Origin of the sequence: Streptomyces sp. NPDC059832 (genome assembly GCF_042731715.1) — a bacterium.
In the GTDB taxonomy this organism is placed as follows: Bacteria; Actinomycetota; Actinomycetes; order Streptomycetales; family Streptomycetaceae; genus Streptomyces.
Genome location: NZ_JBHWIY010000037.1, coordinates 62,114 through 76,522 on the forward strand (window position 1 = coordinate 62,114; position 14,409 = coordinate 76,522).

At 69.5% G+C, this 14,409-nt stretch carries 12 protein-coding genes; 3 read left to right on the top strand and 9 right to left on the bottom strand.

The genetic code is table 11. The features are described 5' to 3' along the window. Positions 1–125: 125 nt before the first annotated feature. Together ACFV8T_RS38460 and ACFV8T_RS38465 are read left to right on the top strand one after the other, a co-directional pair. Positions 126–620, top strand: a complete 495-nt coding sequence (locus tag ACFV8T_RS38460) for a LysR family transcriptional regulator (protein WP_385336577.1) — start codon at positions 126–128, stop codon at positions 618–620. An 87-nt stretch (positions 621–707) separates the two neighbouring features. After that, complete coding sequence (locus tag ACFV8T_RS38465) at positions 708–1,496, top strand: hypothetical protein (protein WP_385336620.1); 789 nt, start codon at positions 708–710, stop codon at positions 1,494–1,496. On the opposite strand, the gene ACFV8T_RS38470 is transcribed toward ACFV8T_RS38465, so the two are convergent. The 3 genes from ACFV8T_RS38470 to ACFV8T_RS38480 all read right to left on the bottom strand — a co-directional run bounded on the left by ACFV8T_RS38470 (position 1,432) and on the right by ACFV8T_RS38480 (position 7,402). Continuing rightward, positions 1,432–5,226 (bottom strand): CHAT domain-containing protein, encoded by a 3,795-nt coding sequence (locus tag ACFV8T_RS38470; protein ID WP_385336580.1) that lies wholly within the window; start codon positions 5,224–5,226, stop codon positions 1,432–1,434. The genes ACFV8T_RS38465 and ACFV8T_RS38470 overlap by 65 nt on opposite strands. A 552-nt stretch (positions 5,227–5,778) precedes the next feature. Further along, positions 5,779–6,117 (bottom strand): hypothetical protein, encoded by a 339-nt coding sequence (locus ACFV8T_RS38475; protein ID WP_385336582.1) that lies wholly within the window; start codon positions 6,115–6,117, stop codon positions 5,779–5,781. A gap of 301 nt (positions 6,118–6,418) precedes the next feature. Further along, entirely contained in the window at positions 6,419–7,402 is a 984-nt protein-coding gene (locus ACFV8T_RS38480) for a LuxR family transcriptional regulator (RefSeq protein ID WP_385336584.1), read from the bottom strand. Positions 7,403–7,614: 212 nt separating this feature from the next. Here ACFV8T_RS38480 and ACFV8T_RS38485 point away from each other — a divergent pair, with 212 nt between their 5' ends. After that, positions 7,615–9,027 carry an aminopeptidase P family protein gene (locus tag ACFV8T_RS38485; protein ID WP_385336587.1) on the top strand — a complete coding sequence of 471 codons (1,413 nt, stop codon included), beginning with the start codon at positions 7,615–7,617 and terminating at the stop codon, positions 9,025–9,027. Positions 9,028–9,472: 445 nt separating this feature from the next. Here the strand turns inward: ACFV8T_RS38485 and ACFV8T_RS38490 are convergent, their stop codons facing one another. The 6 genes from ACFV8T_RS38490 to ACFV8T_RS38515 all read right to left on the bottom strand — a co-directional run bounded on the left by ACFV8T_RS38490 (position 9,473) and on the right by ACFV8T_RS38515 (position 13,564). After that, positions 9,473–9,697 (bottom strand): hypothetical protein, encoded by a 225-nt coding sequence (locus ACFV8T_RS38490; protein ID WP_385336590.1) that lies wholly within the window; start codon positions 9,695–9,697, stop codon positions 9,473–9,475. After that, positions 9,685–9,978, bottom strand: coding sequence for a hypothetical protein (locus tag ACFV8T_RS38495; protein ID WP_385336592.1), 294 nt, complete (start codon positions 9,976–9,978; stop codon positions 9,685–9,687). Before ACFV8T_RS38495 ends, ACFV8T_RS38490 begins: the two co-directional genes overlap by 13 nt. A gap of 781 nt (positions 9,979–10,759) precedes the next feature. Then, positions 10,760–11,011: a hypothetical protein gene (locus ACFV8T_RS38500; protein ID WP_385336595.1), complete on the bottom strand. Its 252-nt coding sequence runs from the start codon at positions 11,009–11,011 to the stop codon at positions 10,760–10,762. A gap of 141 nt (positions 11,012–11,152) precedes the next feature. Then, on the bottom strand, positions 11,153–12,136 hold the full coding sequence (locus tag ACFV8T_RS38505) for an aldo/keto reductase (protein ID WP_385336623.1): 984 nt from the start codon (positions 12,134–12,136) through the stop codon (positions 11,153–11,155). 604 nt (positions 12,137–12,740) lie between these two features. Beyond that, positions 12,741–12,875 (bottom strand): hypothetical protein, encoded by a 135-nt coding sequence (locus ACFV8T_RS38510; protein WP_385336598.1) that lies wholly within the window; start codon positions 12,873–12,875, stop codon positions 12,741–12,743. 32 nt (positions 12,876–12,907) lie between these two features. Further along, positions 12,908–13,564, bottom strand: a complete 657-nt coding sequence (locus ACFV8T_RS38515; RefSeq protein ID WP_385336601.1) for a hypothetical protein — start codon at positions 13,562–13,564, stop codon at positions 12,908–12,910. Positions 13,565–14,409 lie beyond the last annotated feature (845 nt).

Genomic DNA, 14,409 nt, shown 5'->3' on the forward strand with positions numbered 1-14,409 from the left:
TCCTCACCGAATCGGGTGGTCACAGCCCCTCTCCCCTCGGGTTCTTGCCGGTTCCCCGGGGTGAGGTGTGCTCAACGATGGCGCCCGGAGATAAAGGCACCAACGCACGATCACGCTACGATCGTTTGGCTGAACTCAAGGGGTCCAGGGCTGTGCTGGAACGGCATGAGGTCGAGATGTTCCTTGCGCTTGCCGAGGAATTGCATTTCGGGCGCACCGCCGAACGGGTGGGAATCACCACCGGGCGGGTGAGCCAGACCATCAAGAAGCTTGAACGCATGCTTGGCGCGCCGCTGTTCGAGCGCACCAGCCGCCAGGTACACCTGACGCCGATCGGCAGGCAACTGGCCGACGACCTGACTCCCCTGGTCGCCGGGATGAACGACGCCGTGCGCCGGGCGATCGACGCCGGACGGGGCATCACCGGTGACCTGAGCGTGGGGTTTCTCAGCGGCGTCGCCGGGCAACTGCTGCTGAAGTCGGTCGCCCTGTCCGCCAAGCGGCATCACGACTGCGAGGTCCACATCCATGAGACGCAGGGGGCACGACGCCGTCACCCGTCCGAGGAGCGGCGACATCGACGTCCTGATCACCGACATCCTCATTGCCGCCCGGCCTGACGTATTGGCCGGGCCGGTCCTGCTGCTCGGCCGCGGCTGCTTGCAGTCGCGGCCGAGCACCCGCTGGCCGACCGTCAGGCGGTGTCGGTGGAGGAACTGGCCGTCCATCCGGTGATCCTGGTGCCCGCCGACATGCCCGAGGCCTTCCGCACCGACCGGAACCCGACGGTCACGCCGTCGGGCGCGCCGGTTCCCCGTGGCCCCCGCGCCGCCAGCTTCACCGAGACCCTCACTCTGATCGCCTTCGGTCGTGGGGTCTTCCCGGTCGGCGACAGTGTTGCCCGGCTCTATCCCCGTCCCGATGTCGTCTACCTGCCCTTCACCGACGCCCCACCGGTCCGATGGGGGCCCATGTGGCTGAAGCCACCCACCGTGTCCGTGAATTCGTCCAGGCGGCATACGATGCCTGCCATCTCGATCGATAGCTCGCTCACCCAGCCTCGCCTGCTCAGCGTTCGGGACACTGCGCTGACCAGCCGTGGGCCGACTGCTTCCTGCCCGCGCACGACCGACGCCGACGTCCCCGGAGCCTTCGCCTCCACGGGACGGACCCGACCACACGCGGCCAACGGCGAACGGTGGCGCAGGAGGCGTTGGCGTGCCGAGAGGCGAAGGTCTGATGGAGCGGACCAAAGACGCGCGTGCGCACCGGATTCCACAACGATCCCGGGCCCCTGCGAAGGCGGTCCGGGCCTCCACGACAGTTGTCACCATCGGCCACTGACCTGCGGCTTCGGTGGGCAAGGCACGGTAGTTGTCACCAGGCCGGCCGCGCTGCCTGTCACCGGCAGCGCGGAATGCACAGCTGTTGTCACTGGCTCCAGTGCACCGTCGGCCGCCTCGGAGCTTTCGCCGCCGGATTCCCTTGGTGCGTGAACGCCGCCCAGTGGTGCAGGTGGTGGAGGTCGGGCCGGGCGGCTTGGGCTCGGAGTGGGCCGTCGAGGGTGGGCGGGGGTTCGCGGCGCGGGTCGAGCATCCACAACTGGGCGGCGCGCAACGCGTCGGGCGGGGCCATGCCCCGGGCAGTGAGGTAGTGGTGGAAGACCGCCATGACCACCGAGGTCGGGCCGTCGCGTACCGCCCAGCGTGATCCCACGACATCGGCGGCCCCGCCCGTGACCAGTGCGGTGGCGAGGGTCAGTGCCTCGTCGTGGTGGCCCGCGCTCAGGTCGGTCTCGCAGGCGCTGAGGACGACCAGCGGCCCCGCCGTGCCGGGGCCTCGGTCGGTAGAGGCGTCGAGGATGTCCGCCACGGTGAGCCTCCCGGCGTCGGCTCCGGCACCGGGCGGGACCGCGAGCCGGAGTTCCGAGTCGGTGGGCCGGGGCGCGGCGACTGCGTGGCACGACAGGTGGACCATCGCCGCCGGGTTGGTGCCGCCGGGCAACACGGCGAGCAGGTCCTCCGGTGTGCCGGCGGCGTCCCGTTCCCCGTCGGCGGTGAAGAACTCGCCGTAGCGGAGCGCCTCGGTGTAGCAGGTGGCACGCAGCGCCGCCGCCTCCAACTCGGCCCACGGCAGAGTGATTTCCGGATCGGCGACGAGCACCTGCGGTCCGGTGGCGAGGGGCATCCGCCGCCGGGCAGCCGCTGCCAGGAACTGGGCGCCGGAAGGGGCGTAACTGAGGACCGCCTCCTGACAGGCGTACCGATGACCGTGCTCGCCGAGGCCCCGGATGCGCGCGGCGTGCCACGGGACGACGCCGAGCGTGTCGCACGGCACCAGGACGATCCGCGGCGGCCGGGGCAGGGGCCACTGGGCCGCGAGCATCGGTCGTACGACGGCGAGCACCGGCCCCATCACGGCCTGCCAGGCCCAGTCGCACAGCGTGCCCAGTGCTTCCTGCCAGCGCCTCTCGCCGGCGGCGAGTGCGGACGGGGCGAGGTCCGGATCGGTCAGGGCGCGGGAGCGTTCCGCCGCCGCGTCGAGGTACCGGGTGAGCGGTGGGCTGCCGTGGCGGAGCAGTTCCGGCAGGACGATCGCTTCGGGGGCCACACCGGGGCGCAGGATCAGCGCACGGCCCGGGAACGTGCCTTTGGACACCGACGCTCCGGGCACCAGGTACACCAACGCGTCGGTGCCCGTCGCGGCGAGGCCCGCGGACAGTTCCGCCGGGCTGGTGGCGCCGAGGAGCCGCTGGGTACCCGAACCCTCCATGGCTCCCCGGCGTACTCCGAGAGCGGCGAGTGCCTTGCGTCGCAGGCCGCTGGGGATCGGCGGGGTGCCGTCGGGAGCCTGCGGCTCGCGGGCGCCGGAGGCTTCCGCCGTGGTGGAGCGACGCGGGCGCGCGGGCACCTGGGCCCGCCACTGCTGGGCGAGTCCGGGATGGCCTGCGGCGGCGAGCAGCGCCGGGATGCCACGGGTGGCGGCGGCCGACTGCAGCACCAGCGCACGGCCCCGCTCCAGGTCGGCCACCGCTTCTGCGGGCCGGTTGATATGGAAGGCGATGAACGCAAGCCGTCGCGACAGCGTGGCCCCGTTGAGTGCCGCCGACAGACCGTGGTCGGCGCCGACCTGGAGGAGGACGTCGGCGGCCAGCTCGCCCAGCGCCTCGCGGAAAGCCTCGATACCTGCCCGCTGGTCGGCGGCGCGGTGCGGGCCGCCGCGCGCGGCGCGCATGAGGTGGGCCTCGGCCAGCTTCGTCAGGACGTCCACGCGGTGTGCCTGGCCACGCCCCTCCGCGATCAGCACGCGGGCGCGGGTCATCTCGGTGATGGCCTCGTCCAGCAGTTCCAGCGACGTATCGCCTCGCATCACGTCGAAGAGCATCCGCAGGCCGAGGGCGGCCCGTCGGTCGTACTCCTGCTCGTGGTAGACGTGTGGATCATCGAGGTCGCGGCGGATCTCGGAGAGCGCGCGATCCAGGATGTCCGGTGCGGCCGCCTCGGGCCGGGTGGGGTCGAGGACGCCTGCGGGCGTCATCCGGTCCTGTCGGGCGGGTAGCAGGAGTGCGTCCAGTTCGGCCACCCGACTTTCCAGCCTTCCGCGCCATTCGCTGTCCGGGGGCAGGGCCGCGTGCCGGCCGCGCAGTTCGGCGCTCAGGCGCGGCAGTTCGCCGTGGTCGCCGGTGCGTTGGGCGTAGCTCAGCTCACAACTGGCGGCGGTGAGCGCGAGGTCGAGGGCGAACGGCGCGTCGAGCGGCACCGAGCCGTCACGCTCCAGTGCGGCGAGCAGTTCGCGCAGGGTGGCCAGGGCCATGTCGGCGTCGTGGAAATTGCCTCCGTGCTCGGCGGCCTGCTTCAGGATCTCGACCAGGTCCGCCTGGAGCACCACGGCCCACCAGGAGCCGACGGGGCTCGCGCCGATCGCCTCCCTGAGCAGCGCGGCGGCGTCGTCCAGATAGCCGGGGTCGCCGGTCCGGTAGGCCAGCAGCCGGTCCCGCCAGGCCGCCGAACGCCGCTCGCGGATGCCGGTATGGGCGACGAAGTCCCGTATATAGCTTTTGAGATACGGAAGGAGGCCGGGATCCACGGTCGTACCGATCGGCCAGTCGGCCAAGCGGTCCGCGCTGTCACCGTCCGGTTCGGGCGTAGGCCTTTCCACGTCGGTGTAGTCGGCCGGCTCGTCGGTCAGAATCTCCCACGCGATCAGCAGGTAGGCATGCAACCTCGCCACCCGGGCTCGCTGCGGCGTGTCCGGCGGCAACGCGCGCAGGCTCGCCAGCGCCAGGTCGGCGGCCCGGCGGACACCGTCGGCGCCCGCCGCGCGGCCGACGGCCGCCTGACGCAGCAGCCGATCGACCTCCGGGTCGAGCGTCGGGTTGTCCGACTGGGGGCCGCTGTCCGGCGCGGAGGGGGAAGCGACGTCCAGCCATACGAGTACGCGGGTGAACCGCGCCGTGCTGTACGACTCGGCCAGAGCCACCAGACCTCGTACGGCTTCCAGGAGTTCACTCTGTGCCGAGTGGCCCGTGCCACGGGCCTTCATCTCTTCGGACCCGACGGACCCGCCAGGCCCGACGGACCCGCCAGGCCCGGCAGACCCTACGGACCCGACGGACCCGACGGACCCGACGGACCCGACGGCAAGCATCTGCTCGATGACCTGCCGGTTGCTCTCGGTCTGCCGCCGGAAGGCCTCGTCGCAGGGGGCCTCGGCGATGCGGTCGATCACCTCCCTGGCCTCGGTGAGGTCGCAACGCAGCGCCTCCGTGAGGACCTCCTCGTCGGCCACGTCGAGCAGCGCGTTCTGGAGCGCGGTACGGGTGCCGTCGGCCCGGGGCAGGGCCCAGGGCACGAGCAGGAAGAGCAGCATCATGCGGGCCGGCAACGCGAGCGGGTCGGCGAGGGGCCCGTGGCGGTCCACCCAGCGCAGACGCCGTAGCGCTTCCGCCCGCTCGTCGGGGTCGAGCGCCTTGCCGTCGCGCCGCATGTTGCAGCGCACACCGAGCAGGAGGCCCAAGTGCACGAAGACCAGAGAAAAATCCTCCTCGTGCCGGATCAACTCTCTTTCCACGGAGTGGAGTCGATCGATCAAGGAGCCCAGCTGCGCATCGTCGGACCAACGCTCCCCCTCCGCCAGCCGGACTGCGGCACGGATGGCCTCGGCCGCCCGTTCCCGCAATTCCGCCGTACCGTCGCCGTCCGCGCCTCTTCGCACCCCGTCAGTCATCGACTCCCCCCTCAAGTCCCGCTCCTGGCGATGCGCCAGTGATCCGTACAGCCCGGGGCGCCGAGCCGCGGACCCACCGAGTACTCCTGGAGGGGGCACCGTGCGCGACGCCAGTCAGAGGATCGCAGATGCGCTGACGGACTTGGGGTCCAGTGACCGGAAGACGAACTGCGGGGGATGCGCGCGCAGATCGGCACACGGTTGCGGTAGCTGTGCGCCCAGGACCCCGACACTGCCGACCGCGAGCCGCGCACCGGCGCCGAAACCCTGCCGCGGAGATCGCGGCCGTACCGTGGGAGGCCTGACAGCGTCCTCCACTCGATGCCGGTGCCCATCCGTGTGCTGCTCCCCGGGGACCAGGAGGTCGTCGCACACCTGTGGTCCCGGCGTCGGCTGCGCGGAGGAAGCAGTGGCGCGAAGTCATGGCGACCGACGACAACTCTGCGCGGCACGGCACGGCACGGCACGGCGCCAGGGCACGCGAGCCCGGCGTGATCCAAACACAGGACATCAAGGGCTGCCCCGTGAGTGGGGTCCCGTAGTCGGCGGGGTTCAGAGGAAGAGCAGCGGGGCGTCCTTCTCGATGCAGAGCCGTAGGACGCCCTCGAGCCGGCAGGCGTCCTCGATGTGCTGCTGGAGGAGCACATCGTTGCCCTCCCGTGTCCACTGGTCGGTGATCGTCTCCAGCCGAAGCAGAATCACCGCGCACTCGGCAGGCGAGAGGTCGTCACCACCGTCATCCGGGTGATCGAGGAACGGTTCCAGTGGGGTGGACACCTCGTTCCACGGGCGTCCGCCGCCGAAGCCCCACATCTCGGAGAGGACGAGCCCCTCGGCCTGGGCAAGGCACCGTCGGAACGCGGCAAAAACCGCTGCACGACCAGGAGACATCCGGGCTGCTGATGTCGCCGTCGCCCGGGAAAAGAACCAGCCCCATGCGCCCTCCCCGCTTGCTGAGCACACAGGATCGATCTGATAGCTGTTCTCCCCGTCCCAGACGGTGAACGGCCGGAATCTGAATCGGACTTCGGCTACCCGGACTGCACGGCTCAGCTTGTCTTGGTTCCAACGAGGGTACTGCGGCAGGCTGGAGGGAGTGCCCTTCGTATCCCGAATCGACCGAGCCCTCGACAGCGCCCGCCCGAATGAGCGAGCGAGCCGCTCGCGTCCGTTTCGCCTGGCAGCGTGCCGGTCACAACCATCCGGAGCGCTGCGCCTGCAAGGCCATCTGGAAGCGGTTCGCGGCGCCCAGCTGGGCCATCAGGATCTGCAGGCGGCGGAACAGTGTGCGGCGGCTGATGCCCAGCTCGCGGGCGATGACATCGTCGCTCGCGCCGCCCGCGAGGAGCCACAGCAGTCGACGGTCGGCGGGTGGCAGACCACCCGGCCGCGTGGTGCGGCCGTGGAACGGCAGGGCATTCTGCCAGGACTGCTCGAACAGCGCCACGAGAGCGGAGAGCAGGCCGCACGGCTGCACGACCAGCATGGTGTTGTGTACGTCGGCCTCTTTGATCGACAACGACACGAGCGCGTACGCCTCGTCGATGATCACGAGTTTGACCGGTACCGACGGCAGTACCCTGACCTGCTCGCCGGCCTTGATGCACGGTTCGATGACCTCCTTCAGATGGCCCGGATGCTCCAGTGACTCCCTCGAGTACACGACACGCTGCGTCACACCGCGGGCAAGCGTGGCCAGCGCGTCGTCCGTGGCTCCGGACAACGGGAAGTACGGCGGTGACTCGAACTGCCGGATCTGATCCCGGGCGCTCGCCCAAGCGTGACGAATCCTGGGGCCGATGGCCTCGCCGGTGACGACCTCGACAAGATTGTCGTTGTACGCGGCCAGCCGCTGCCGCCGGAACGACTCGAACGCGCCCCCGACCGCGATGCGCGACTCCTCGACCTCGGCCGCCCGGTGCCGGGCGAGGATCTCCAGGCCCGCGGCGGGCGGAACCGGGGCCACCACGTCCCCGCCCTCCTCGGCGGCACTGGCCAGACCGGCATCGACCAGCGCACCGTACGCCTCGGCCAGTTCCGCACCGTCCAGACCGGACGCTGCCTCGATCGCACTCAGCGGAGCGGGCGCCAGTTCGAGCAGTGCCAGATAGACCCGGCTCGCCGCGTGATCGATTCCCAGAAGCCGGAGAGCCTCGCCGAGTTTCACGTTCGTCATATGTCTCATTGTCGACGATTCCGTTCAGGGCTGTGGCCGATCCGTGCCAGTGGCACTCCTGGGCACCGGGCGCGCGCGGTGCGGGGTACCGTCCGGGAGCCGCCGACGAACGGCGGCAGCGAGGGTCCCGAGCCGCACCGGGAGCAAGGCCGTCCGTACGGCTCACTCCGTCCCTCGCCGCTGAGAAACCCACCCGGAAGAAGGTGTACGCCGTGGCGAAAGGCCGCAAGAACGGTCTCTACTCAGGGATCTCCGAGGAACTGTCCGCTTTGATGCGGACGGGGTGGGCGGACACCGAGCGGCACGACCTGCGGCCCGGCGAGCAGGCCCCGTACGCAGACCGCCGCCGCGCCGCGCTCTCCGCGCGTTTCCCCGGCGAACGTCTTGTCATCCCCTCGGGAAATCTCAAGGTCCGTTCCAACGACGACACCTACCCGTTCCGGCCGTACTCGGGCTACGTACACATGACCGGGGACCAGGCCCGGGACGGCGCTCTCGTCCTCGAACCCCGCACGGACGGCGGCCATGACGCCTACTGCTACCAGCTGCCGCGGGACAGCCGGGACAACAACGTGTTCTGGACCGGTCCCACGGCGGAGCTGTGGATGGGCCGGCGCCGCTCCCTCGCCGAGTCGGAGCTCGTGCTCGGTCTGCCCTGCCGGGACGTCCGTACGGCGGCCGATGACCTGACCGCCGCCTCCGGCGCGCCGACCCGGATCGTCCGCGGTCTCGACCCGTCCCTGGAGGCCGCCGTCACCACCGAGGAGGAGCGTGACGCGGAACTCGAAGAGGCGCTCAGCGATCTCCGCCTCGTCAAGGACGACTGGGAGATCGCCGAGCTCCGCAAGGCCGTGGACTCCACGGTGCGCGGCTTCACCGATGTGATCAGTGAGCTCTCCACAGCGATCGCGTCGTCCGAGCGGTGGATCGAGGGCACGTTCTTCCGCCGCGCACGCCTTGAGGGCAATGCCGTCGGCTACGGCTCGATCTGCGCCGCGGGCGAGCACGCCACGATCATGCACTGGACCGACAACGACGGCCCGGTGCGCCCCGGCGACCTGCTCCTGCTCGACGCCGGCGTGGAGACGCACACTCTCTACACCGCTGATGTCACGCGCACGCTTCCGATCAGCGGCATCTTCACGCCCCTGCAGCGCAAGGTCTACGACGCGGTGTACGAGGCCCAGGAAGCCGGTATGGCAGCGGTCAAACCGGGTGCCGCGTACCGGGACTTCCACGAGGCTTCCCAGCGTCATCTGGCAGCCCGGCTGGTCGAGTGGGGCTTCATCGAGGGCCCGGCCGACCGTGCGTACGAGCTCGGCCTCCAGCGCCGCTTCACCATGGCGGGCACCGGCCATATGCTCGGTCTGGACGTCCACGACTGCGCGCAGGCCAGGAACGAGGAGTACGTCGGCGGCGTGCTGGAGCCGGGCATGGTGCTCACCGTGGAGCCTGGCCTGTACTTCCAGCCGGACGACCTCACCGTGCCCGAGGAGTGGCGCGGCATCGGCGTCCGGATCGAGGACGACCTGGTCGTCACCGAGAGCGGTCACGAGAACCTGTCGGCGGGCCTGCCGAGGTCGGCGGACGAGGTCGAGGCGTGGATGGCCCGGTTCGCGGGCTGACAGCGTCGCAGCAGAAACCGGGCGTACTGGGCGCGGGCCTGGTCGACGCGAGGGTCTGATCAGCGGGGCCCGGCCGAGGCGGTGACCGCCGCCGCTCGTGCGGCGGTCACCCGGGCACATCGCCACGCAGCAGCAGAGTGACCAGGGCCGGGGCGTTTCCGCGCGCGGAGGCGATATCGAGGCCGGTGTGCCCGCAGGCGGCGGGGTCGGTGAGTCCATTCGGGCTCTTCGCCTTCCAACCCTTCGTCCTCCGCCCCTCCGCCTCCTCCCCTTCACTCTTGGGTGCTTCCTCGTCGGCTGGGACGAGGTCGTTGACCTGTGCGGACAGAGCGGGGAATTGGTGGTCGCCGACCTGGGCCGTGACGCAGGTTACGCAGGTACGGCAGCGCCAAGGTCACTCGTCTCCGAGTCGTTTCGTAATGAGAGTGCGAGTCGGGTCAGCGGGTCAGCGGGGGCCGGCCTCGGTGGCCGGAGCCCGTACGGTCAGGAGGAGATCCTCGTAGGTGTGGTGGCGGCGGGTGGTGGTGCGGTGGTGCAGCAGGCCGGCCGCGCGGACGTGCTGACCGGCGTCGATGAGGGCGCGGGCGAGGGTGTCCTGGATGATCTCGCGCTCCACCCGCACCCCGCCGGTCTGTTCCGTCTTCTCGCCCAGGCCGCTCAGCAGGTCCACCGCGGCGCGGGGGCGGCCTGCGGTGATCTCCGCGAGGGCTTGCACCACGGGGCCAGGACCTCACGGAACTCGGGACGTTCGTCGGTGGCGGCCCGGCGGGCCAGGATGTGCAGGTCGTCGGTGGCGGTCTCCACGGCCAGGGCCAGGGCGAGGTTGAAGGTGTGGAAGGCCTCCGCCATTCCGCCCGGTGCGGCAGGCAGTTCCCGGAGCTGGTCCGGATCGCTGCGGCCGGCCGGGGACTGTCCGACCAGAAGCAGGCGCCAGTTCGTCGCGGCCCGCATGCCGACATCCGTACGCGCCAGTGCATTGTCCGCCCGACGGCGCGCGTCCGCGAAGTCTCCGCAGGCAATGGACTGCAGAGCGGCGTGCCAGTTCAGGTGCCGTGACTGCACCGCCTGCGGGTCCGCCCGCTCCCGGCCACCGTGGTGCCCATGGCCCGAGCACCGACCTGATTGACACAAGTGTTGCCGAACACCGCGTTTCCGATCCCGATCACGTTCGCGTGAGCGGCACCCGCCGGAAGCAATGCCGCCCCTGCCACCGCGCCCAGCACCGCAGCCCGCACACCTGCACGTCCCGCACCGCCGCCTGTACCTCGTGTCTCCACACCCATCGCGCTTCTCCTTCGTCCGGGATCGTCTCCCGGTGTCCCCCCACCCCCTCCGCCGTGCCAGAGTCGAGCCTGGCCAGAAACTGCGGTTCGCCAAGGCTCACTCACTGCGCTCGACCTCCCGGTGGTAGGCGTCGCCGGGCACCGGCACCTACTCCCTCGCTCTCCAGGGCAACGGGCGCCGCTTTCTCCCCGCCTCCTTCACCGTCCTCACCGGGTCAGGTGGAGTGAAGTCAGGTCAGAGCCGCGACGACCAAAGCTTGCACGCCCATGCTCAGGGTGGGTCGGCAAGCGGAGCGAAGAATGGGGAGTGGTTGCTCGGCAACGAGTCGATGCGGTTCTCCGTGGGGGCGGTGAGGACGGCTTCGGGTTCCAGGCCTCCCCAGAACCAGCACACGGTCGGTACGCCGATCGCCCTCCCCGAACACGCCCACGTCCTCGCTCGCGTCGACCTACGGCATCGGCGTGATCCGCTGCGCCCCGCAGTCCTCGGTGAACGCCGCCACCGTGGTCTGCGTCGCCTCGGGTTCACTGACCAGTGCCGGGGCCGCGCTGAACCAGGTGAGTTCAGGGCCTCTCTCCGTCGATGCCTCGGGGCGGGAGCCGTGGGCACCGCGGCCGTGCAGTGTCACGTCGAGGGAGTCCGCGGCGGCCATCACCGTTCCGGCGCCGTAGCCGATGAACCCCGCCAGCAGTGAGGCCACATGCTGACCCAGGACGAGGTTTTACCCTGGCCCAAACGCGTGTTCCTCGACGGGGGGAATCAATCCGGACAGTGGCTACGAAGCGCCGGGCCGAGGATACAACTCCCTTCCACTGCCCCGTCTCTTCTTCCTTTCACCGATTCAGCGACCGTTCATATGCATCACAGATTCTGGGTAGCGGGTACCCGCCACCGCCTCGGGCGGCAACGCTCCGTCCAACCGCTGAAGATCCTCGGCATCGAGCACCACGTCCACGGCCTCAAGGTTCTCCTCCAGCGTGATCCTGCGCTTGGTCCCGGGAATCGGGACAATGTCCTCGCCCTTGTGGAGCAGCCACGCAATGGCGATCTGGGCCGGCGTCACCGCCAGCTTCCCGGCCACTTCGTGCACCACCGACGCGGCTGTCGAATTGGCGGTGAAGTTGTCACCCTGGAATCGGGGGTCGTGGCGTCGGTAGTCCGATTCCGGATACTCTTCCGCCGGTAGCGCGGTGCCTGTCAGGAATCCACGCCCCAGAGGCGAGTAGGCCACGAGACCGATTCCCCGCTCCCGGATCACTGGCAGAATCTCCTGCTCGATGTGCCGCTCCCACAGCGAGTATTCCGTTTGGAGCAACGCCACCGGGCAGACCTCATGGGCGCGGACGATCGTGCCCGCACCGGCCTCCGACAGACCGAAGTGAAGTACCTTTCCCTCCTGGACGAGCTCACCGACCGTGCCGGCCACATCCTCGATCGGCACTTCGAGGTCCACCCGGTGCTGGTAAAGGATGTCGATCCGGTCCGTGTCCAGCCGCCCAAGGCACTCGTCGACCACCTTGCGAATGTGATCGGGCTTGCTGTTCAGCTCTCCGCGCCGCGTTCCCTCGTACTCCCACCCGAACTTCGTCGCGATGACCGCCTCGTCGCGACGGCCACGGAGCGCACGGCCCAGCAGTTCTTCATTGGCGAACGGACCGTAGGACTCCGCAGTGTCGAAGAAGAAGCAGCCCCGTTCGAGTGCCCGTTGGATCGTTGCGATCGATTCTTCGTCGTCCGGAACCCCGTAAGTCTGGCTCATTCCCATGCATCCCAGCCCCAGGGCGGAGACTTCCAGGTCGGCGCTCCCCGGCCGACGCCGTGGAATCAGTGACGAGTTCAAATCCAGGGCCCTTCCCTCAGGTTCCCTTGGTTGTTCTTTCGACCCTCGGGTCCGTTTTCCCGCTACGCATCCTGGAATTCGGACATCCGATCGGGCCGAACCTACGGAGCCAACTCCCCTCTTGTCAACGAGAATCATCATGCCGAGCTGGTCCGGGCCGCTGTGAGCGGGCCGGACGGAGCACGGGCACTGGTCGTGCGTCGGACCGGCGAGGAGTTCGTCGTCACCAAGTCCGGGGGCACGGCCGTCGTAAGCGGGCTGAAGAGCCGGCCGAAGAGCTGGCGGGCCGTGTTGGCCCGGCTGGGCTGGCAGCAGCAACAAGCCCGAAGAGGGGCGCGCCGGGAGCGGCCGTGGCCGAGCGCGGTCGGGCGGTCGGGGCGGTGTCTTGTGAGACGCGGCGGTGACTGCGGTCGAAGGCGGTGTCGGCGCTGACTTCTGCAGCCGTCTCGGGTACGACGACGGTCAGTTCGAGGACTCACGGCTGCCGCAGGTGGCGGTGAACCGTACGCCGGTCCATGGGTGGTCCGGGGGCCGGCCCCGGTGAGGTGGTTGATTGGTCGGTTGGCAAGCCGGCGGGCTGCATCCGGTTTCAGCGGAGCGGTCCGGCCGCGGGCCAGCGTCCAGACGGGACGGAGGCCTCGTCGTCCACGTGCATGTCGTGGCCGAGGTGCTCGGTGAGCGCTGTGGCGAGCCGAAGCAGGCCGGCCTCTGACCCGTGGGTCATTGGTTGTCCGGCCGGGGCAGGGCTGGGACGGTCTACGGATAGCCGATGGCCGCGATCTCGGCCGTCAGTTGTTCGGGCGTCACGTCGGGGTTGAGCGCCGCCACGACCTCTGGGGTCAGCGGTCGCATCGCATAGATGTGACGTACGGAATCGAGGTCCACCGGGGTCTCGTAGTAACTCCGGGCCCAGCTGGCGAACTCCTCGGGCGCACCGTCCACGAGGAAGGAGAACAGGTACGACGCTCCGTCGGGGTCGCCGCCTCCGCCGTCGTACTCGATCTGTCCCGTACGCCACCTGTCGTCGCCGGTCTCGCGCCACAGGCAGGCCGTCACATGCGGAGTCCCGTCTGCGGCGAAGGCAGGCTCCCCGACGCAGGACCGGAACACCTCCGGCACCGAGTCCACGACTCCCGGCCAGACACTCCCGTCACCGGCGTACGGGCTCATGGGCGACTCGTGATCGAACCCGCGGATGTACGCGCCCTCGGGCGAGAAGATGACCGAGTACTCGTCACCTGCTCCGTTGTCCATCCAGCCCAGTTCGCGCCCTGGGGACCAGTGGGCGTCGAATCCGTGACGGCGGTACGGGCCACCAGGCGCGAGGATCGCCTCCACCATCGCCATGGAGCGGCACCGGTCACGCAAGGCCGGGATCTCGGGAAGTCGCCGTGCGACGTCATAAACGGTCATGCCCGCATTTCAGCAGACGCCTACGACAATCGAACGCCCAGCTGTCGGTGTCCGCTGCCGTGAACCGGCATGAACGCACACAAGTACTGGCCAGTGGCCCACGCCTGGAAAGAAGGCGGAGGGAGCCACGGATTCAGCTCCCGGTCTCCCGACCGCATCAGGGGCCCGCGCGTGCCTGCCCCTTCACCATCCCTGAGCAAAAAGTCTCTTCGAAGTGTGCCGCTGTGGACGTGTGGTGCTGGAACGCCGATCGGATGACTTCGCGACCCGATCACCACCGTGTGCTGCTCGGTATCCCGTCATGGATTCACAACGTGCACTGCCTCGACACCGTGGTCCTGTCTCAGCTCTCCGATGCTGTCGAGAACGAGAACGGGAAACAGAGCCAGAACCAGAACGAGACCGAGACTGAGGGCAGTTCGACGGTATTTCCCCACGCCCCGCACCGGGCCACAGTCGGCACCATCAACCGCGTACTCGCCGTCCTGCCACGCAACCCGCACCGAGGCCACCCGCGAACAGATCCACACAACCTGACCCGCGGCCGGAATCCACTGACCACCGCTCCCCCTCCCGGCCCGGGGCGATGGACGCCTACTTCTGCGATTCCAGGCCGGGCAAGTGAGGGTGCGGCATGGATGTGCTCCAGAATGCCGAGGACTGACGAAGTGTCGGAGATTGCCGGGGCAGTTGCGCCACCGCCTCCCTCGACACCACCGAGAGCCACTTCCAGGCGGCGTCCATGGAGTAACTGATCGTTTCATAATGAGATCGGTGTGTTGGCTTGGCAGTTGGGTGTTGTGTCGGCAGGATCTTCCGGGTGTCTGCTGATCTCGTGCCCGATG